We start from the raw sequence: 18,522 nt of genomic DNA, 5'->3' as shown, positions 1-18,522 counted from the left end.
ATAAATGAAAACAGTTCATCTAATGATTTTAATTGGGTTATATTCTTCTTGCAAGGCATCTCTCAAAATTGTAGAACAACCAACGCGATATTCTACAGTAGTAGAAGGTGAAAGTTTTCAAGGAGTTATTTTTTCAGAAGATACAGAGTGTACGTATTGTTTTCAGGGCGAAAAGAGATTTAGCCCAACTTTGTATAATGTTCAAGAGGCAGAAGAAGTTTTGAAGGACAATTTACGGCAGGAGAATGCGGAGAAAGTTAATCAAGGGAAAAACTGTCCAGTGATTCACAAGAATCTTAACAATTACAGAAGGCAGTACTTTGGGTATATTAATCAAAAGGGGGATAGCATAATCTATACGATCTTTGAGTGGAGTAGATACTCGATTTCTGATAGGATAAGAGGGGCAATAGAGGATAATAGTGAGGATTGGAAAAAGGAAATGGTTTTAGATCTCGATGGATGTAGTCGCTATTGGACAATCAATATTGACATAACAGAAGAAAAACTCTTTAATCTTAGAGTCAATGGAGTAGGATAGAAGAGAAGAACCCAACTTCTTTCTTTCTGGTTAATCAGTAGACATCAGCCAATAAAACATGCTACACAAAACCCGAGGGATTGTTTTGAACTTTATTAAGTACCGCGAGACATCTATCGTTACGCGGATTTATACCGAAAACTTTGGGTTGCAGTCGTATATTGTAAATGGGGTGCGGGGCAGTAATAAAAAAAGTAAAAGCAAAATCTCTTTTTTTCAACCACTCACACTACTTGAGTTGGTTGTTTACTACAAGCGCAACGCCGGATTGAATCGTATTTCCGAAATTAAATGCCCCGAGCCCTACCAAAGTATTCCCTATGACTTTCGCAAATCCAGCATTGCCATGTTTATTACCGAGGTGCTGAATAAGTGTTTGAAAGAGGAAGAAAGCAATACTAATCAGTTTGAGTTCTTGCGCTACTCTTTGCAAATGTTTGATCATCTGGAAGGACACTACGAAAACTTCCATTTACAGTTAATGCTGAAACTAAGCCGCTACTTGGGCTTTGCCCCAGAAAGTGCTGATGATGTATTTAACGAAGTGTACGAATATATCGGTAAGCCAACTATTGATGAGCAAGACCGACAGGTACTGGATTTGCTGCTGCAAGCCCCCTACACCAGTCCGGTAAAAATGAGTAATGCTACCCGGCGGTTACTGCTAGACGACCTCATTAAATATTACCAGCGACACGTAGATGGTTTTGGAGATTTGAAGTCTATTACCGTACTGCGAGAAGTGCTGGAATAGTTAACCAGAGCCAAAAGAATAATCTGGCGAACCAGATGTTTTCCCACCCCTCTCTACACTCTGGTCTTTCTTTCGTAGTAAATATCGTGAAGCTTACGAGTGAACTCGTCTAGCTCGTCAGCTACTATTTTAGTATAGCCAACATATTCTTTAAGTTGTTCAGCACTTACGTTTTCGCTTTCGCTAAGAGCTACCAGACCGAGCAAGCTGCTAATAGGTCGGCGAATTACGTGGGAGATGTCAAACGAAATTTGTTCAAGAGTTTGTTCATACTCTTTTCGCTTGGTAACATCCTGAAAGATTCCGTACCATACCACTGCGCCTTCTTCTAGTTTTTCCGGAGTAGATTTACTGACAAGCCACCTAATTGCACCATTTTGAGCTAGCACTCGGTATTCTGCGTAGAAAGGGGTAAGGTGTTGAAACGACTCCTTAATCTTCTGCATCACCCCTGGTAAATCTTCAGGATGAATAAGATCAAAAACTAATTGTACGTTCTGCTTCACATCCTCGGGCTCAAGGTCGGGGTAAAAGTTAGATACACCCCTGCTGAGAAAATCGAACGACATAGCACCTTGGTCGGTCATTCTAAACTGATATACTATTCCTGGTACCTGATCGGTAAGGTTTTTCAGTTGAGTAATACCTAGCCTAATATGCTTACTTTGCTCAGCCATCACTTTGCGAGTATCCATAAAATCTATAGCTCGCTTGGCCAAGAGACTAAGAGCTTTTTTTTGAGACTCCGAAATCTCATTAGGTTTATTGTCTAGTACACATAGCGTACCCAATATGTTTCCCTTAGGTGTCTGTAGCGGAGCACCTGCGTAAAAGCGTATATAAGGCTCACCGACAACAAAGGGAGTATCTTTGAAGCGGGTGTCATTTACCGGATCCTCTACTACTAAAACTTCATTAGGTTTACTGAGTGCATGATGGCAAAAAGAGTGCTCCCGAGGAATTTCGGACATATCAATACCCATCTTAGATTTGCACCACTGACGATCTTGATCAATAAGCGTGATAAGAGAAATAGGTGTATTACATACCACTGAGGCTATTTCTACTAATTCGTCTAATTCTCTTTCTGGCGAGGTACCTAATATTTCGTAACTTAATAAATCTTGGATTCTTTCCTGTTCATTCATGGACGGACAAATGCGTTTAATCCCTAGTATTAGGGATAGATAAAAGAAAAAAGTTGAATGAAAGGTCGTTGATGATATAACGTGCTTATGCTATATAATGTTCATTGTTGTGATATGATAAGTTAAACAAAAAATGGCAAATATAATTCTGTTTATCGCAATAAATATTCAAAATTTTGTGATAGCTGTCTCTTCAGTATACGCTCAGCATTGTTATCCGTATCTCTTATCACCCATTATTAAATAGCCCAAAAATTGAACGCCCAATAAATATTGTCCATATAGTCATCTATTCTTAAGAATAAATAGCATGTAGCTAGTAATGCAAAGGAGCTAACCGCTTTAGCACTTATCATTCCAACAAACGATAAAAGTTCTCAATGTGCATAACCAGTAAGTAGTACAGGGCATAAGCATTCTTAAAGGTAAACAGTAATATCGCAGGGGTTCGCAGCTGTTTTGTATTTATCAGAACTAACATTGAACGCTTTCACCAGCAGTTCTAGCTTATTATTGGTGGGAGAGTGCGTAAGAATTATGAGTGCTGCGTAGGTGGATGTAATAAGAATGCAAGGTTTCGCTAGGTTATGAGCGTGTTATCATTAGTGTAACAGGCAAAAGGGTGGGATGCAGGGAGTTTCGTACAATGAAACATATTATATTACATATCTAATTTAATTTAGAACTATTTATATATAATAATATCTTATATTGTACCTTTGCTGTGAGTCATTCTGAAATGGGGTGTCGCATATTATTTTAAGTTATTAACAAGTCTGGTTATGAAGGTACAAAACGTTTCTCAAATCCTGAGCGAGGCAGAACTCATCATTGCAAATATTGCTCGTAATGAGCAGATTCAAAAAAGTTTAGCCAACTACGGTTTTCCATCTAAGCGTATTAAAGAAGGAGAGCATCTGTTAAAAGTAGCAGTGCAGCTAAAAACTATGATGGAAGATCAGCAGGAAGCTCGCTACGAAACTTCTCAGGCCTGGTTGACTGACTTTCAGAATGCTAAGGCTACCTACCAGGGCTACGTGAACCTGGCGCGAACGGTATATCGCAATCAGCCGGTAATACTGCGTAAGCTAAAGATTGACCGACCTACTCCTAAGCAGCAGCAACCCTGGATTGAGCAAGCCCTGCACTTCTACAGCAAAGTATCCGCGTATAAAGAGGCTATTGAACAACGCTACGGACTAAGCTCGGAGGTATGGACTCAGGCAATGTCTGAGGTAGAGTCGCTTTCAGATTCACGTAGCGAACGATTACACCTGCGAGCACAGGCCCAACAAGCTACTGAGCAACGTAATTACTCGCTTATTAAATTGCACGCCTGGGTTAAGGAGCTAAAGTACATCGCCAAAGTGGCTCTGAAAGATGACCCTCAACTGCTCGAGGCTCTAGGTATAGTGGTTCCGTCTCGCTAAATCGCTTAGGAGACACACTAACTGTCTCCTGTTCGCACCATGCCGTTCAATGTCCATCTAGTCAGCCTCTTATTCATCTTTTAACGTGCGAGCGGGATTAATAAAGGCGGCCTTCATGGTTTGATAACTAATGGTAAAAGTGGCAATTAGTAGTACTGATCCAATGGCTAGTATAAATAGTCCAGCACTTAGCGGAATTTGGTAAGCAAAGTTGGTAAGCCATTTCTGCATAACCCAATAGGCAAGCGGTACGGCTAATACACTAGCAATCAGAATCAACAGAAAGTAATTGCGGGTGAGTATAGTAATAATCTGTAGGAGCGAAGCTCCCAGCACCTTCCGGATGCCAATTTCTTTCTCTTTCTGTCGCGCCAGTAGCATTGCTAACCCATAGGAGCCTAAGCAAGAAACCAGAATCGCCAGAACTGCAAAGATACCAATGATCTGCCCAATACGGCTATCATCCTGATAAAGCTCACGTAAACTATCGTCTAGGAATGAGTACTCAAACGTTTTCTCGGGGAAGTACTCCTGCCACTTGGTTTCGGCAAAAGCAATGGCTTCTTTAAACTGTTGCCCTTGTAAGCGCAGGGAAAGCGTGGTAAACATTGGTACACCAATATCCATCACCATCGAGCCAATCGGCATATAAAGTGAAGTGTAGTGCACATCGCGAATTACGCCAATTACTTTACCCACTTTACCTTCTAGTTCTATTTCTTTACCTAGTGCTTCCTCAGGAGTATTCCACTGAAATTCTTTTACTGCTGTTTCATTAACGATAAAGGCTTCCAAGTGGTCAGTGCCTGCCTCCTGACTAAAGCTCCGTCCAGCAATTATCTTCAGCCCGTAGGTTTCTAGGAAGTCGTAATCTACTGAAAAAGAAGGGACGTACAGTCGCCCTTCCGTATCCACGCCTTCGGGATCTACTCGGCGGGATACTACACCTACTCCGAATACCATTGCCGATAGGGTACTGGCCTCAATGCTCGGATGAGCAGTCAGTTCATTCTCTAGGGTATTTAGTCGGCTTCGTAGTGCACCGTCTACTCCGCCGAAGATGTTGTTCAAATCCTGACTGAATAGAGGAACAGTCACAATAGCTTCCCGGTCGTAGCCAACCGGGCGGTTTTCCAGGTAATCAAGCTGGCGGAAGATGACTACCGTACCCGAAATGAGGGCGATGGAAGCCGTAAACTGGAGGACGACTAATACGTGGCGTAATGACCAATGCCGACCCGGACGCATTACCGGTCCGGCACTTCGCAAGGTCTTCATAATCTGCCATCGGCTGATATACAGCGCCGGATAGCTTCCGCCCAGTATGCCTGTCAGCAGAAATACGCCAACAAAAGTTAGTACTACCGGCCACTCTAACAAATCTTGCGTGGTGAAGCTCTTTTGGGTAAGAGAGTTGAATTCTGGTAAGCTTATAAAAATTAGTAGCGAAGCTAGCAGCAATGCCAAGAAACTCACCCACATAGATTCGCTCATAAACTGCCCGAACAGATGGATTCTACGCGCTCCCATCACCTTCCGCATTCCTACTTCTTTAATACGTCGTACTGATTGAGCCGTAGCAATGTTGATAAAGTTAAAGCAGGCGATCAGCAGTGTGAGTAAAGCGATAGCTAAGAAGATATAAATGTATCGCTTATCGTTAGTGCCTTCGGGGCTTAAGTGTATATCTGGACTTAAATGAATATCGGTGATGGGTTGCAGTGAGAAGCTTTGCCCAATATTAAGTTGCTCGGGAGCATGTTCATCGAGTAAACTAGCGAATCGTGCGTCAACCGAGCTGGCTTCAGTCCCTTTGTTTAGACGAACGTAGGTGTGAGAGTGAGAAATAACCCAGTTTCTCGCCAGATTCTGTCGCATTATAGAATCACGTTCAGCAGGAGCTAGTGTGAACATACTCTCGTAGGGCACCAGTAGCGAGAAGTGCAAGTGAGCATTTTCGGGAAAGTCTTCGGCTACTCCTGCCACTTGGTAAGGATGATTGCCGTCTAATAATATTGTATTTCCTACCACACTACCCTGAGCTACAGCCTTAGTGCTAAAATATTTTTCGGCGACCTCTCGGCTAAGTACTACGGTGTTTGGTTCGGCTAAGCGCGTTTGAGCATCACCTGCCACAAAATCCAGCGAGAAAATATCTAGGAAAGTAGAGTCGACGAAGAGTGCCTGATCTTCCTCAAAATTCGTAAAGTTACCAGCTTCGTCAGGCACTTGTATACTGATGCTTCGGTTGTACATGCGAGCCGCAGTTTCTACTTCAGGAAAGAAATCAGGCATTAGTGGGGCAATCGGTGGAGGAATTTGGGCGTAATTAGAGCCACCGGAAGATTGGTACACTACCCGATATAAGCGATCCTTTTCCGGGTGAAACTGATCGTAACTCAGTTCGTGCCGTACAAACAAAAAGATAAACAAGCAGCAGGTCATGCCGACTCCTAAGCCAACAACATTAATAAAAGTAAATACGCGGTACTTCGCCAAGTAGCGGCTAGCAATTTTCAGGTAGTTTTTTAACATGAGCGACGGAAGATTTATACCTGAAAGGTAAAAATAATACCAATAGAGCTGTGCCCCCCAATTTGGGGGATATTTGTCACACTTTTAACGCTACCTTTTGGTTATTCTGCTTCAGTACTTGTCGCCAGATCATAACTAGAATCAGCAACCAGCAAAGGACGTTGGGCAGCATCTGGCTATACGGCTGATAAGCCGGAAGCACATTTCCCATAAATGCCGATAACAGGGCGCCGAAAGGTGAGATTATTTTGTAGATGTGCTCATAAATCCATCCTTTTTTTAGGTAAGCGTGAAGCCATAAGTACTTAGAAATATCGTAGATTGTGACTAGCCCTAATGCGCCCACTGCCGAATACACTAGGTTTGGATTCCAGTTATCTTCTGCGATATAAAGAAATACTAAAAAGGAGAACCCCAAGACAAGGGCTAAAATCGCTATCGTGAAATCAATTATAGTAGCCCTCTTTTCCTTCAACCGAACGGCTCGCCATCCGGTGTAACCGTTGTAACCCGCGAGAAGCGTTAGTAAAAATAGAAATGGATCAGATCGGAAAAACAACCACCCCAAAAAACCGGTGATGACCACTACGGATAGCAAGTATAAAAAGTATCGTCCCCAGCGCACGTGGGTAGAAGTAGCCTTAGGGGCTATTAGTACGAATATCCCTACAAGTAGCCCTAACGTACCTGCCACTACGTGAATGAGAATGTTGAATTGGTGAATCATTACGAGAAATTATTTAGTTGAAAATTCTTGAGTAAGTGGATAAAACCAAACAGGAACTATTTCCCGGATTAATTCCGGTGGCCGGCATTGCGCCACGATGGCCCGGGATCTCCTACTTAAAATGTGGGAGACCCCTGAATCCGCTATCGCTCATCCGGGGAGGTTAATAAAAAACTTTTGCCCGCTTACTTGCTGACTTAGACAAGAATGGGTTGATTCTGAGTCCTTTTCAAGGAAAAAGTGATGAGGAACGTTGGGGAGTGACTAAAGCATTTCGTCACAAAAGGTTGGTAGTGAGGACGGATAATACCTATTTTAGAAATTGGTATGCGTAAGTGGCTTAACAATCGGTTCTTCTTCCATCTAGTAGCTTTATTGGTTCTCTTTGTGGTTCATTTGCTTACTGACTACGGACACATGCAGCAGAGAATTGGGGTTAATAAGTACTCTCCCTATTTCTTTCTGCTGTTGCTCTACGGCTGGATTGTTTTCCACAATATTGTACTATTTGATGGCCTGTATCTGAAGGGGAAGAAACGGGCTTACTTTCGCTGGGCAGCTTTGGCCATGGTTGCTTTTTCAGTGAATATGTTTTTCATTCTGCACTACGTATTTCAGCTAGAAAATGCTCTACCGAATATTCTTAATTTCTGGATTTATACGCTGCTCGGCTTGGGAGTATACATGACCTACCGCTACCTCAAAGAGCAGCCACCACGATCTACTGAACTGAGGGAAGTAGAAATGAAACTAACGGAAACTGAGTACTTCAGCTTTGCGGCGGAAGGCCAGGCGTACCAACTTCCGCTAGAGAATATTATGTATCTAGAAAGCCTAGAAAACTACGTGAAGATTCATACTCAAGAAAAGACCTACCTAGCCCGACTTCCTCTAAAAGAAGCTGAGCAACGGCTCCCTAGCCCGCTCTTTATCCGCGTAAGCCGCTCTCACATTCTCAACACCTCTCACATCCACACTCGCAATCCGGATTTCTTGAAGATCGGCGAACAGCAGTTTAAGATTGGGAAGGTGTATAAGAAGTACGTAGAGGATCAGTTGGCCTTATGATAAGCTGCTAATTCTAGTTAAAGGGCAAAGCACGCAATGTTAGACTGCGACTAGCCGGAACGAAGGGGCAAGAAATTTAAAGGTGTGGTACCCAAAATAAAAAAGGCAGTCACGGTGAAACATAACTGCCTGATCTTCAGAGTAGCGGGGATAGGACTCGAACCTATGACCTTCGGGTTATGAGCCCGACGAGCTACCAACTGCTCCACCCCGCGATGTATTTTTTCAAACGGATTACAAACTTATAGGTTTCGCCGACTATTCACAATATTTTTGTAAAAATTATTAACAATGAGTACACACCGAGCCGGATTTGTAAATATTGTGGGTAAGCCTAACGTGGGTAAGTCAACACTCATGAATGCTTTGGTAGGCGAGCGCCTTTCCATCATTACTTCTAAGGCTCAAACTACCCGTCACCGGATTATGGGTATCGTAAATGGTACGTTAGATGCTAGTGATGAGTTTCAGATTGTATATTCTGATACGCCAGGGATGCTTAAGCCAGAGTACGCTTTACACCAATCAATGATGCGATTTGTCGACACTGCTCTGGAAGATGCTGACGTGATTCTGTACGTAACGGATTTGTACGAGAAAAAAGAAGACGAAGACCCAGCGTTATTGAAATTAGCTAAAACCGATGTGCCAGTTATTTTGGTAATGAACAAAATTGATCTAGCGAAGGGAAGTCAGGCTCAGGATAAATTAGCGTATTGGCGAGAGATTATTCAGCCGCAGGAAGCTATTCTGGTTTCGGCATTGGAAGGACAAAATGTGGTGGAGGTGTTTCAAGCTATTATAGAGCGACTGCCCGAACATCCACCTTATTTTCCGAAAGATGCAATAACTGACAAGCCGGAACGGTTTTTTGCTGCCGAGATTGTCAGAGAGAAGATATTTCTCAACTACAAACAAGAAGTACCCTACAGCAGCGAAGTAGTAGTAACTGAATTTCAAGAAGATGAAACCATTATTCGCATTCGCTGTGAAATTTACGTGGAGCGACAAAGCCAAAAGGGGATTTTAATCGGTAAAAAGGGCGAAGCACTAAAAAGGGTTGGCGTTCAGGCTCGCCAGGACTTGGAGAGTTTCTTCGGTAAGCAGGTTCATCTAGAGCAGTTTGTTAAAGTAGCCCCCAACTGGCGACGCGAACAACGACGACTACGGCGGTTTGGCTACTAATGGCGAGGGGCTGGGTGCTCAGAGCGAGGAGTAAATAGTAGAGGTTTCTAACTTCCCGCCCCACGCACCCAGCTCCCCGCCCCTCCGCTATCGATTATCAACGAATATTTCCGTATCTTGCCGAACTTTTAGCAGTAGCATCTAACCTAGTTGATTTGTGAGTAATATTGTAGCCATTGTGGGGCGGCCCAACGTAGGGAAGTCTACTTTTTTTAATCGGTTGGTTGAACGTCGTCAAGCCATTATGGACGATGAGAGCGGAGTAACGCGCGATCGCCACTACGGATATGCCCAGTGGTCGGGGAGGCATTTTACCGTGATTGATACCGGCGGCTACGTAGCGAACTCGGATGATGTATTTGAAGAAGCTATTCGCAGCCAGGTAGAATTGGCCATTGATGAAGCCACCGTTATTTTATTTATGGTGGATGTGGAAACCGGCATTACTGATCTGGATGAAGCGTTTGCCAATCAGTTACGCGGTACTGAGAAACCTATTTATGTTGTTGCCAACAAGGCTGATAATGCCGAGCGAAGCTTTCAGTCGTCAGAATTCTACAGCCTGGGCATCGGTGAAGTATTTGCTATCTCTTCGGCCAGTGGTAGCGGTACGGGCGACCTGCTGGATGTGGTAGTTCCTCATTTTGAAACGGATGATGAAGAAGATCCGGATGCGGGCATCCCTCGCTTGGCAATTCTTGGACGGCCTAATGTAGGTAAATCGTCCTTTCTGAATGTGCTACTGGGGCAGGAGCGAAGCATTGTGACGGACATTGCCGGAACCACCCGCGATGCGCTACACTCCCATTATAATCTCTACGGTAAAGAATTTATTCTGATTGACACTGCTGGGCTGCGGAAGAAAGCCAAGATTTCAGATAATATTGAGTTCTACTCTACCATTCGTAGTGTGCAGGCGTTGCAAGACTCAGATATTTGTATTGTGATGTTGGATGCCCAACGCGGTATGGAAGCTCAGGATATGAACATTGTGCAATTAGCGCATAAGAATAAAAAAGGCATTTTAATTCTGGTCAACAAATGGGATTTGATTGAAAAAGATACTAACACCGCTGAACAGTTTCGCAAGCGGATGTATGAAAAGCTGGGTGAGTACAATTACATTCCGATTATCTTTACCTCTATGCTCACCAAGCAGCGGGTGTACCAGGCGATTGAGAAAGCCGCTGAAATCCACGAAAATCGTCAACGCCGGGTTAGCACTTCGCAACTGAACGATAAGCTACTTCCTGAAATAGAAAAGTACCCACCCCCTGCAGTAAAGGGCAAGTATATCAAAATTAAATACATCACCCAACTACCAACCAATACTCCCGCTTTCGCCTTTTTCTGCAACCACCCCCAGTACGTAAAAGCCGCCTACCAACGCTACCTAGAAAATCGCCTCCGCGACCACTTCAACTTCGAGGGTGTACCTTTGCGGGTATTCTTTCGAAAAAAATAAAACTATTTTTAAGAGGTGGCTTAAAGAGCGCGGAAAAATATTGGCTTACTTACGAAAATGCTCGCCACTTTGTATTCGGAAAAATAATTCGGTTAAGGAGTGCTAGCCCTAACGGACTCGCAAAGGCGAGCCTATTTGAATGCATATGAGCTACTCTTGGAAAGTAAACGATTATACAGTCTGGGCAATGGTGCAGAGCGTTGAATGGCTTAGGCAACTAGAGTCAATGCTTTAAGGGATCAATGAAGAAATAACCTACCCATATAAAAAGAGGGCTTTATCCATACATCCCATTTAGGAAGTTGCTGGTTTCTGAATAAGTATTCTTCTCGCTGTCGCATTTGTTTTTTATCTAGCTTGATACCTTTCTGGTACTGCTTGTCTATCAAAGACACTAATGGGTTAATGCCTTTACAAGTCATGTTTCGGATAGTGTTGATGACTTTTGTTACCGAGGAAAGCAATGTGCCATTCCAATAGTTTTCCAGCGTAGCCCAGACTCGCTCAATAGGGTTATACCGCCGGGCGGCCCCGTTGCTGTGCTGTGATAGGGTGGGTAGTAGAGCAAATGAATTTTCAGTTCAGTAATGCAGGCAAACTGCATCATCCGATTGATGAACTGCGTGCGGGTACTGCCCACAGCCGGACCATTGTCTAGATAGAGTTCTAAAGTATGATAGTTAGTAAGTTGATTTTTGTGCAATTCGTACCATCTTTCCAGCCCGTCTACTATAAAGTCGCTCGTCTCGTGCGAATTCCCCAGTACTACCGTACTCTGCCCGCTTTCTATCTGTAAAATGCCCATAGGCACTAAAGTTTCCTGCCAATGCTGATCTTTGTCCAAGGCTTGAACTGCTCGTAAAGTGCGACAATAGCCACCTCGGGATAGATTGCCTACCTTTACTTTATCTTTTACGTCTACAGAGAGCTTCAAAACACCATGTGTTTTACGGTTTCGATGCCAAGCAATATTATCGAAAATGGCATCTGTCTGAGCAATACGCTTTAGTGGGAGGCTTTTACGAACCTTTTTGAGCGTGTATCCACAACGGTTTAATACGTTATTTAACGTACCTTTGCCAAAGTCAGTCGGAGCATACCCTTTGATTTCCACCAGATAGTCCTCTACACTGGCTGCTGTAATCTTCAAGTAGCCTTTCGTATCATTATGGCAACGCTCGGCTTGGCTATTTATCGAGGCAATCTCTTCTATGTCATTCAATAGGTTAGGCATCAACGCTTCTTTTTTTTACGTCCTTTGAATGTATGTGCATCCAAGCAGCGAATACCGCTAGCTCTTTCCTTCAAACCTAGCTCGACCATGTGACGGCTCACCGCTAAGGTCCGCTCAGTTTTACGAGCTGATCCGTCAAAGTGGCTTATAGCCAGAGCTGCTGCATAAGCCCGTCTCTCATAGCCAGTAAGCTTTTGCAATGCTAAGTTAAAACTCTCTATTACGGCAGGGGATAGTGTTTCCATGCTGCCAAGTTATTCATTATTCCCTTTCTTTGGGGAGACTTATTTTTCTAATATCCCTATACTGATTCACTTTAACGAAAGTTGGTCAAGTACTTGCTCAATAGAAACATCTTTCTGCATTTTGGCATCCAGAATATTAGACCGCTCGGGAAGTGCCGTAATACAAACAATAGCCCACATTACCAATAGCATGGTAAAACGGAATATAGATCCAATAACTGATTTAGTATTCATGTTGGAAAAACTTACATTAGTAATATTTATTCTAAATAAGTAAATATTTGATAAATATCCTAATATTTTAGTTAAAAAATATATTTAAATAGTTATAAAATTGAAAAATGATTATTTAGAGCAGTTTTTCTTGCCTATTCATGGCTAAACCTTACAATCAGGCGGTAGAAAGGTGAAGGGCTATTTTTGCTGAAAAGCAGAAGCCATCAGCTCGGCCTAAAGGAGCTAAGCTGATTGTGATATGCGTGCCAAGCTATGTATAGCTTTTTCTATTCGGAAGAAGTACGGTTAGACTACCACAACAAAAAGTTAAGTAGTTAGCAGCTCAGGGGATTGTTCTGCTACTTGTTGATGAAGGTGTTCATCTAACAGAGCATTTTGTAGGGTTTTGGCTTCTAGCAGTTGCTCTACGGTTAAGCCTTCTACTCCTCTTAAGTCAGCTTTAAGTAAATTAGCGTTTTTAAGATTTGCTCCCATTAGTACGCTGCCTTGTAAATTGGCTTCGGTGAGTAGAGCATTTTCAAAGTTGGCTTTAATCAGAAAGGAACCCTTGAAATTTGCTTTGATCAGAAATGTGTTAGAGAAAATTGCACCACTGGCGTAGGAGCGGGATAGATTGGCTTGATTGAGGTTAGAACCCTGAAAATCAGTCTGGTTCATGCGGGCATTTTCCAGGTTGCACTGAATGAGGTTAGAGTGGGTAATATTGGCAGAGTTAAGATTTGACTCTTTCAGCAGGATATGACTTAAGTTTGTTCGAGCTAGATGACAGTTTACCAAATCTAGTTTACATTTTCCGTGTCGGTTAAGTCGCTTGATATTACCCGCCGTACGAAAAGCCGCTTCTTCCGATTCCCAGAGGCGAAAGTCTTCAATTTCATCTAAATACATCCGAATACGCATTCGTTTCTGACCGTTCTCATTGAGCCAATAAATCAGGATACCAATCACCGCAATGTCAAACAGCATACCGTGCGCCTCGGCCAGCACTTGCCCAACAAAATTGTAGTAGTCCTCTACGTAGTAAGAATAACTAAGCCCAAATACGACTATTGCCAATCCGAAAAGTACCAGACAGGAGGTAAGTACCGGATGCTCCGGAATGGTTTTAATTCGCTCAATAACTTGTTGCCAGCGTTCAGTACGCATAAAGATAGAGAAAGGGCTTGAAACTAAATGAAAATACAAAATAGCGCAATTGGGGCACGAAAAGGCTATGTTTGTAGGCAGAAATCTGACAAGTGTATGAACTAAGCTAAATCTAACGCATTTATCTTTCGCACCAGTACTTGATTAATCTTTTCGTAAGATTCAAATGTCCAGCCCGCTACATGAGGGGTAAACAGTACCCGTTCAGACTGCTGAAGTTCATTTAACGTAATCTGTTGCTCTGGTGATAATTGATCTAATTTTTCGTTTTCTAGCACATCTAGGGCTGCTCCCTGAACGTGCCCACTACTTAGAGCCGACACCAAACTATCTAACTTAATCACTTTTCCGCGAGCAGTATTGATGATGAAAATGTTTTTTGAAAACTGATTAAGGTATGACTCATCTACCAAAAAATTAGTTTCTTCGGTTAACGGTACATGTAAGCTAAGAATATCAGCCTGCTGAAAGATGGTAGCCATAGTGGCTTCTCGAGCGAATGCATCTCCGTAGTTCTGCCGGTATTTGTCGTAGGCGAGTACTTTCACGCCGAATCCAACCAGTCGGCGGGCGAAGGCTTGACCCATGTGTCCGTAGCCGATAATACCTACCGTTTTTCCTATCAGCTCTACTCCTCGGTTGCCTTCCCGGTTCCAAATGCCCGTTCGTATTTGTTGATCGGCTTGATTAATATGATTGAGTAGGTTGAGCAACATACCGATGGCGTGTTCGGCTAGCGCATCGCGGTTGCCCTCAGGAGCATTGAAGATGTGAATATTTCTAGCATGCAATGCAGCTTCATCGAGCTGATCTAGCCCCGCCCCGGCGCGTGCGACAAACTGCAACTGGTTAGCGTACTCGATAAATTCCTGATCGATTTTTAATTTGCTGCGGACAATAATTCCCTGGTACTGACTGATGATTTCCAGTACTTCCTGACGAGTAATCTGCGGATGATAATCAGCTTCGTAACCGATTTCGCTTAGCAGCGGAACAATGCTTTCGTGCATTTTATCAACAATTAAGCATTTTTTCATATCACTAGTCAATAGTTTTTAATCCACAGCCCACAATTCGTTTTTCTCCTTCTTAAAACTCATACAGCAAATGGGCTACGCTAAAGTAGACCGCTAACCCCAGAAGGTCGTTAGCAGTAGTGATAAACGGGCCAGAAGCTAGTGCCGGATTCACGCCGAAGCGATTGAGTACCAGTGGAGTAAGTGTACCCATAAAAGAAGCAAGCAGTACTACGCTGAACAGAGCAATAGCTACTACTCCCGCTAATCGCAATTCTTCACCAAAGAGCAAGTTAAAGCCTAAAACTAGTGCGCCCAAAGATAGTCCGTTAATCAGTGCTACGATCAGCACCTTCACTAACCGTTTGGCTAACTGATCGCCAAATACCGACGAAGTTGCCAGACTTTGCACCACCAGTGAAGAAGATTGAATACCTACATTGCCTCCGGTAGCGGTAATCAGAGGAATGAAGAACGCCATGGCTGGAACTAGCGCAATATCAGCCTCAAAAATTCCGATAAAGCGAGCACCTAACAGACCACCCAGCATACCAATAATGAGCCAGGGAAGACGAGCGCGGGAAAGTTGCCAAACACTGTCGCTGCGCTCTTCCACATCCCCCGAAATACCGGCCATCAGTTGGCGTTCTTCCTCAGCCATTTCGGTAATCACATCCACAATATCATCAATGGTGATTCTACCAACTAATCGCTCCAGCACATCGACCACTGGTATTACTTCCAGATCGTACTTTTGCATAATCTCCGCAATTTCTTCTTCTTCCATAAAGGTGGGCACCGAAATAATTTCGCTGTCGTAAATGTCGGCAATTCTGGTTTGGTCTTGCGATAGAATAATCCGTTTCAAAGAGACTTTACCCAGTAATTGATTTTTATCATTTACCACATAAACTGAGTAGAGCTTATCTACTTTTTCGGCTTGGCGACGAATTTCTTCAATACACTGGAGGATAGTCCAATTGATATCCACTTTGATAAGCTCCTTGGCCATCAACCCCCCAGCCCGGTCTTCTTCGTAGCGAATCAAATCTTTCACATGGCGAGCCCGTTCGGCATTCTGCATCCGGTCAATCACTTCCTCCCGGGTTTGAATCGGTAAGCGGTTCAGAATATCCGCACCATCATCAGAGTCTAGGTAATCAATGAAGTTGGCTAGCTCGGCGGGGGCAAAATTTCGAAGAAAAGCGGTCTGGTCTTCTTCCTCAATCTCGACAATCACATCAGCCGCCTTTTCTTTATCTAGCAGTTTAAGTATATACTTCGACTCTTCAGTATTAAGTTCGTAGAGCACCGTAAGAATGTCTACCGCGTTGGCGTCCGTCATGCTTTCCTGCACTGTACCGGAGGCATCTTGGGAGATAGCTTCCCGCACCCACTCTAAATACGCCGGGGATACTTCAAACGATAAAAAATCTATGGTTTCCACGATGGCTCAATTTGTTGAGTAAGCTGCACAAAATCATTGACCGACAACTGCTCAGCTCGCAGGTTCAACATGGGTAATTGCCGGATTGGCTCCGGCAAATTTAGCGGTTTCAGCGCGTTACGCAAGGTCTTACGGCGGTTTTGAAAGCCCTGCTTCACTATCCGGCGAAATAAGGTTTCGCTACAAGGAAGCTGACTTACCGAGTTGCGCTGCAAGCGAATAACAGCCGAGCGCACTTTGGGAGGCGGGTGAAATACTTGGGGTTCTACCGTAAACAGATACTCAATATTGTAGTAGGCTTGCAGCAATACACTTAGTATGCCGTAAACTTTACTGCCGGGCGGAGAGCAGATGCGGTCGCCCACTTCCTTCTGAATCATACCCACTACTTCGGGAACTGAGTTGCGGTGATCCAGCACTTTGAAAAATATCTGAGAAGATATGTTGTAAGGAAAGTTACCAATAATGGCTAGCGGAGAAGGTTGCTCAGCTAAGTTCGTTTTCAAAAAATCCTGATGCAATATGGGTAAAGCCGGATACTGCTGCTTCAGATACGCTACGGATTCATCATCTACCTCAATAACGGTAGTTTGATATTGAGACTGTTGAATAAGAAACTGGGTGAGTACTCCGGTACCCGGCCCAACTTCCAGTACATGTCGATAGTCACCGTGCCCACCTAAGCTCTCCACAATTTTCTGAGCAATGTTTTGGTCTTTGAGAAAGTGTTGACCTAAAAACTTCTTGGGACGTACTCCTGGCATGGCTTTTTTCATTGTCGGTATAAACAGTGCTTCAACGCGGTGTATCATTTACTGTAGGTCATTTTTTTAATTTATTTGACATTTTGTTAAGCAGTATGTCAAATTCTGGTGAATTGCCGTATATCATAGAAGTGCCGAGACATTCTTATATGTCGAACATTCTCAATCGGTTTTTGAAATTCTTCATGCAGCAAAATTAGTTTCTCTAAAAATGTCTTTTGGAGCGTATCGGGGTAGTGTTGACTAATTAGCGATTGTATATTAGCTTTTTGATTAGGTTTAATTAAAGAACGCGCACTTACTTCAATCAACACTCGATTTGGAAGGTACGGGACTTCTTCGTAAAGTGATTTATAATTCACTTGAATTGTCTCCGGGTTTTGATCAGAAATTTGAATATTTTCTACTGCTATTTCATATAAACTATCATCCAATCTGTATTCAGCTAACCGTTTCTTCAGCATCTCGGATAGTTCTGATAATACATAGGTATGACAAGCCCTTCTTAGTTTTCGGACTTGACCCTTGCTTAGATTTCCATCAAAACCAAGATGTTCTCGATCAACTCCTAGGTCAATATCTTCTGAAAACCGCTTAATTAAGTTAAACGCTTTACTTAGTGATGTGCCGCCTTTGAAAATAAAATGCTCTGCGTGTTCAGATGAAAATATTGCCCACAGCATCAAGGTTACCCAGGCATCTTTCTCAACTGCGGTAGACTTTTCTTTTTTCATCATCCGGTATTTGAAAGAAATTTATCATAGAGCCTCCTGCATTATTTTTCTGATCCAGACAGGGGCAAGTGGCAAATCATGTTCTAAATTCTTACGCGTCTCCTTTTTGAGCAGTTTAATTATCCTGTGCTTGAGTTCTTCTTTTGTTCCTTGTTGGCCAATTTCTCTTAGCGCCTGTATCACCAAGCTGCTAGTTTTTCCTTTAGCTAACAGGTTTTTAGGGGTGGTTCTCTTGAGTTTGATAATCCGGTTACCAATTTTGATTTCCCTAGGAGCACCATCTGTCAGATAAACCAGCTTAAGAGGCACCTGAGTGCTCAATCCTAGCTTATTCAAAGCAGAAACTCCCGTAGGAACGATCTTGATTTTATCTCGCTTGGCAATTCCTTGCGCTACTTCTTCTGCCGTAGGAAGTACTTCTCCTACATATTTGCTGATTTCAGGCCGTACAAAAATGCCTCTGGTAACTCTAGTAATACCTCCTTTATTAGTTAGCCTTTCCAAAGCCTTTTGAATGGCTTTTGCGGAGCCATACGTCATGAAATCATTCGTAAAGAACAAAGTGCCTCTTTGCTTTGATTTAATTACTTTTTCTATTTTGTCCTCAACGCTTTGCATTAAATAATATCGCATTCTTCCTGTCGCAAATATATACTAAATTTGCGACAAAATGTAAAGAAAGAAGGGAGGGGTTCTACACTTTTAGATAGAGTTTATTGCGTGGAAGCATACCCAGTCAAGCAGAAATCAAATAAGACGAACGACTTGAAAAACATAACTAATTTTACTCAGGGAATGAGCAAGAGTAGAGCTAGCAGATGAAAGCCAGGTATTCATCACCGATTG

The 18,522-nt window shown here is 43.0% G+C and carries 19 protein-coding genes and 1 tRNA gene; 6 read left to right on the top strand and 14 right to left on the bottom strand.

The features are described 5' to 3' along the window. Nucleotides 1-4 precede the first annotated feature (4 nt). Both P0M28_RS05845 and recO read left to right on the top strand, forming a co-directional pair. A complete protein-coding gene (locus tag P0M28_RS05845) occupies nucleotides 5-541 on the top strand; it encodes a hypothetical protein (protein WP_302208700.1) in 537 nt (178 codons plus the stop codon). Nucleotides 542-599: 58 nt separating this feature from the next. Continuing rightward, the gene (gene recO, locus P0M28_RS05840) at nucleotides 600-1,295 is read left to right on the top strand and encodes a DNA repair protein RecO (RefSeq protein WP_302208698.1); all 696 of its coding nucleotides are present in this window, start codon (nucleotides 600-602) and stop codon (nucleotides 1,293-1,295) included. A gap of 53 nt (nucleotides 1,296-1,348) precedes the next feature. On the opposite strand, the gene P0M28_RS05835 is transcribed toward recO, so the two are convergent. Further along, entirely contained in the window at nucleotides 1,349-2,443 is a 1,095-nt protein-coding gene (locus P0M28_RS05835; protein WP_302208696.1) for a PAS domain-containing protein, read from the bottom strand. A 782-nt stretch (nucleotides 2,444-3,225) separates the two neighbouring features. Here P0M28_RS05835 and P0M28_RS05830 point away from each other — a divergent pair. Further along, nucleotides 3,226-3,873 (top strand): PQLLE family protein, encoded by a 648-nt coding sequence (locus P0M28_RS05830; protein ID WP_302208694.1) that lies wholly within the window; start codon nucleotides 3,226-3,228, stop codon nucleotides 3,871-3,873. A gap of 69 nt (nucleotides 3,874-3,942) precedes the next feature. On the opposite strand, the gene P0M28_RS05825 is transcribed toward P0M28_RS05830, so the two are convergent. Together P0M28_RS05825 and P0M28_RS05820 are read right to left on the bottom strand one after the other, a co-directional pair. Beyond that, a complete protein-coding gene (locus tag P0M28_RS05825) occupies nucleotides 3,943-6,408 on the bottom strand; it encodes an ABC transporter permease (protein ID WP_302208692.1) in 2,466 nt (821 codons plus the stop codon). Between the two features lie 76 nt (nucleotides 6,409-6,484). Beyond that, entirely contained in the window at nucleotides 6,485-7,135 is a 651-nt protein-coding gene (locus P0M28_RS05820; protein ID WP_302208691.1) for a hypothetical protein, read from the bottom strand. A 327-nt stretch (nucleotides 7,136-7,462) separates the two neighbouring features. Here P0M28_RS05820 and P0M28_RS05815 point away from each other — a divergent pair, with 327 nt between their 5' ends. Beyond that, entirely contained in the window at nucleotides 7,463-8,203 is a 741-nt protein-coding gene (locus P0M28_RS05815) for a LytR/AlgR family response regulator transcription factor (protein ID WP_302208690.1), read from the top strand. A gap of 142 nt (nucleotides 8,204-8,345) precedes the next feature. Here P0M28_RS05815 and P0M28_RS05810 read toward each other — a convergent pair. Then, nucleotides 8,346-8,418, bottom strand: a tRNA-Met gene (locus P0M28_RS05810). A 76-nt stretch (nucleotides 8,419-8,494) separates the two neighbouring features. On the opposite strand from P0M28_RS05810, the gene era reads away from it, so the two are divergent. Continuing rightward, complete coding sequence (gene era, locus P0M28_RS05805) at nucleotides 8,495-9,388, top strand: GTPase Era (protein ID WP_302208689.1); 894 nt, start codon at nucleotides 8,495-8,497, stop codon at nucleotides 9,386-9,388. A gap of 157 nt (nucleotides 9,389-9,545) precedes the next feature. After that, on the top strand, nucleotides 9,546-10,853 hold the full coding sequence (gene der / locus P0M28_RS05800) for a ribosome biogenesis GTPase Der (RefSeq protein WP_302208688.1): 1,308 nt from the start codon (nucleotides 9,546-9,548) through the stop codon (nucleotides 10,851-10,853). 239 nt (nucleotides 10,854-11,092) lie between these two features. Here the strand turns inward: der and P0M28_RS31035 are convergent, their stop codons facing one another. The 10 genes from P0M28_RS31035 to P0M28_RS05755 all read right to left on the bottom strand — a co-directional run bounded on the left by P0M28_RS31035 (nucleotide 11,093) and on the right by P0M28_RS05755 (nucleotide 18,309). Continuing rightward, complete coding sequence (locus P0M28_RS31035; RefSeq protein ID WP_367281896.1) at nucleotides 11,093-11,317, bottom strand: ISAzo13-like element transposase-related protein; 225 nt, start codon at nucleotides 11,315-11,317, stop codon at nucleotides 11,093-11,095. Next, the gene (locus P0M28_RS05795) at nucleotides 11,302-12,087 is read right to left on the bottom strand and encodes an ISAzo13-like element transposase-related protein (protein ID WP_302208687.1); all 786 of its coding nucleotides are present in this window, start codon (nucleotides 12,085-12,087) and stop codon (nucleotides 11,302-11,304) included. The genes P0M28_RS31035 and P0M28_RS05795 overlap by 16 nt, the downstream gene beginning before the upstream one ends. Next, a complete protein-coding gene (locus P0M28_RS05790; RefSeq protein ID WP_302208686.1) occupies nucleotides 12,087-12,332 on the bottom strand; it encodes a hypothetical protein in 246 nt (81 codons plus the stop codon). The genes P0M28_RS05795 and P0M28_RS05790 overlap by 1 nt, the downstream gene beginning before the upstream one ends. 66 nt (nucleotides 12,333-12,398) lie before the next feature. Continuing rightward, nucleotides 12,399-12,566 carry a hypothetical protein gene (locus P0M28_RS05785; protein WP_302208685.1) on the bottom strand — a complete coding sequence of 56 codons (168 nt, stop codon included), beginning with the start codon at nucleotides 12,564-12,566 and terminating at the stop codon, nucleotides 12,399-12,401. A gap of 309 nt (nucleotides 12,567-12,875) precedes the next feature. Then, nucleotides 12,876-13,715 (bottom strand): pentapeptide repeat-containing protein, encoded by an 840-nt coding sequence (locus P0M28_RS05780; RefSeq protein ID WP_302208684.1) that lies wholly within the window; start codon nucleotides 13,713-13,715, stop codon nucleotides 12,876-12,878. Nucleotides 13,716-13,816: 101 nt separating this feature from the next. Next, on the bottom strand, nucleotides 13,817-14,752 hold the full coding sequence (locus P0M28_RS05775; RefSeq protein ID WP_302208683.1) for a 2-hydroxyacid dehydrogenase: 936 nt from the start codon (nucleotides 14,750-14,752) through the stop codon (nucleotides 13,817-13,819). Nucleotides 14,753-14,804: 52 nt separating this feature from the next. Then, nucleotides 14,805-16,178 (bottom strand): magnesium transporter, encoded by a 1,374-nt coding sequence (mgtE, locus tag P0M28_RS05770; RefSeq protein ID WP_302208682.1) that lies wholly within the window; start codon nucleotides 16,176-16,178, stop codon nucleotides 14,805-14,807. Continuing rightward, nucleotides 16,166-16,990: a 16S rRNA (adenine(1518)-N(6)/adenine(1519)-N(6))-dimethyltransferase RsmA gene (gene rsmA / locus P0M28_RS05765; RefSeq protein ID WP_302208681.1), complete on the bottom strand. Its 825-nt coding sequence runs from the start codon at nucleotides 16,988-16,990 to the stop codon at nucleotides 16,166-16,168. Before rsmA ends, mgtE begins: the two co-directional genes overlap by 13 nt. Before the next feature lie 50 nt (nucleotides 16,991-17,040). After that, entirely contained in the window at nucleotides 17,041-17,679 is a 639-nt protein-coding gene (locus P0M28_RS05760; RefSeq protein WP_302208679.1) for a nucleotidyl transferase AbiEii/AbiGii toxin family protein, read from the bottom strand. 21 nt (nucleotides 17,680-17,700) lie between these two features. Next, nucleotides 17,701-18,309 carry a DUF6088 family protein gene (locus tag P0M28_RS05755; RefSeq protein ID WP_302208677.1) on the bottom strand — a complete coding sequence of 203 codons (609 nt, stop codon included), beginning with the start codon at nucleotides 18,307-18,309 and terminating at the stop codon, nucleotides 17,701-17,703. Nucleotides 18,310-18,522 lie beyond the last annotated feature (213 nt).

This window comes from Tunicatimonas pelagia (genome assembly GCF_030506325.1).
In the GTDB taxonomy this organism is placed as follows: domain Bacteria; phylum Bacteroidota; class Bacteroidia; order Cytophagales; family Cyclobacteriaceae; genus Tunicatimonas; species Tunicatimonas pelagia.
Note: the sequence above shows the minus strand (reverse complement) of the source record. Positions and strands in the feature narration are given on the sequence as shown.

Bases quoted from the DNA above. Each gene is read 5' to 3' on its own strand.
- recO (WP_302208698.1), top strand. From the start codon at position 600: ATGCTACACAAAACCCGAGGGATTGTTTTGAACTTTATTAAGTACCGC.
- P0M28_RS05815 (WP_302208690.1), top strand. From the start codon at position 7,463: ATGCGTAAGTGGCTTAACAATCGGTTCTTCTTCCATCTAGTAGCTTTA.
- P0M28_RS05760 (WP_302208679.1), bottom strand. From the start codon at position 17,679: ATGATGAAAAAAGAAAAGTCTACCGCAGTTGAGAAAGATGCCTGGGTA.
- P0M28_RS05785 (WP_302208685.1), bottom strand. From the start codon at position 12,566: ATGAATACTAAATCAGTTATTGGATCTATATTCCGTTTTACCATGCTA.
- era (WP_302208689.1), top strand. From the start codon at position 8,495: ATGAGTACACACCGAGCCGGATTTGTAAATATTGTGGGTAAGCCTAAC.
- P0M28_RS05845 (WP_302208700.1), top strand. From the start codon at position 5: ATGAAAACAGTTCATCTAATGATTTTAATTGGGTTATATTCTTCTTGC.
- P0M28_RS05795 (WP_302208687.1), bottom strand. From the start codon at position 12,087: ATGCCTAACCTATTGAATGACATAGAAGAGATTGCCTCGATAAATAGC.
- P0M28_RS05825 (WP_302208692.1), bottom strand. From the start codon at position 6,408: ATGTTAAAAAACTACCTGAAAATTGCTAGCCGCTACTTGGCGAAGTAC.
- P0M28_RS05820 (WP_302208691.1), bottom strand. From the start codon at position 7,135: ATGATTCACCAATTCAACATTCTCATTCACGTAGTGGCAGGTACGTTA.
- P0M28_RS05790 (WP_302208686.1), bottom strand. From the start codon at position 12,332: ATGGAAACACTATCCCCTGCCGTAATAGAGAGTTTTAACTTAGCATTG.
- P0M28_RS05755 (WP_302208677.1), bottom strand. From the start codon at position 18,309: ATGCGATATTATTTAATGCAAAGCGTTGAGGACAAAATAGAAAAAGTA.
- rsmA (WP_302208681.1), bottom strand. From the start codon at position 16,990: ATGATACACCGCGTTGAAGCACTGTTTATACCGACAATGAAAAAAGCC.
- P0M28_RS05830 (WP_302208694.1), top strand. From the start codon at position 3,226: ATGAAGGTACAAAACGTTTCTCAAATCCTGAGCGAGGCAGAACTCATC.
- P0M28_RS05835 (WP_302208696.1), bottom strand. From the start codon at position 2,443: ATGAATGAACAGGAAAGAATCCAAGATTTATTAAGTTACGAAATATTA.
- P0M28_RS05780 (WP_302208684.1), bottom strand. From the start codon at position 13,715: ATGCGTACTGAACGCTGGCAACAAGTTATTGAGCGAATTAAAACCATT.
- P0M28_RS05775 (WP_302208683.1), bottom strand. From the start codon at position 14,752: ATGAAAAAATGCTTAATTGTTGATAAAATGCACGAAAGCATTGTTCCG.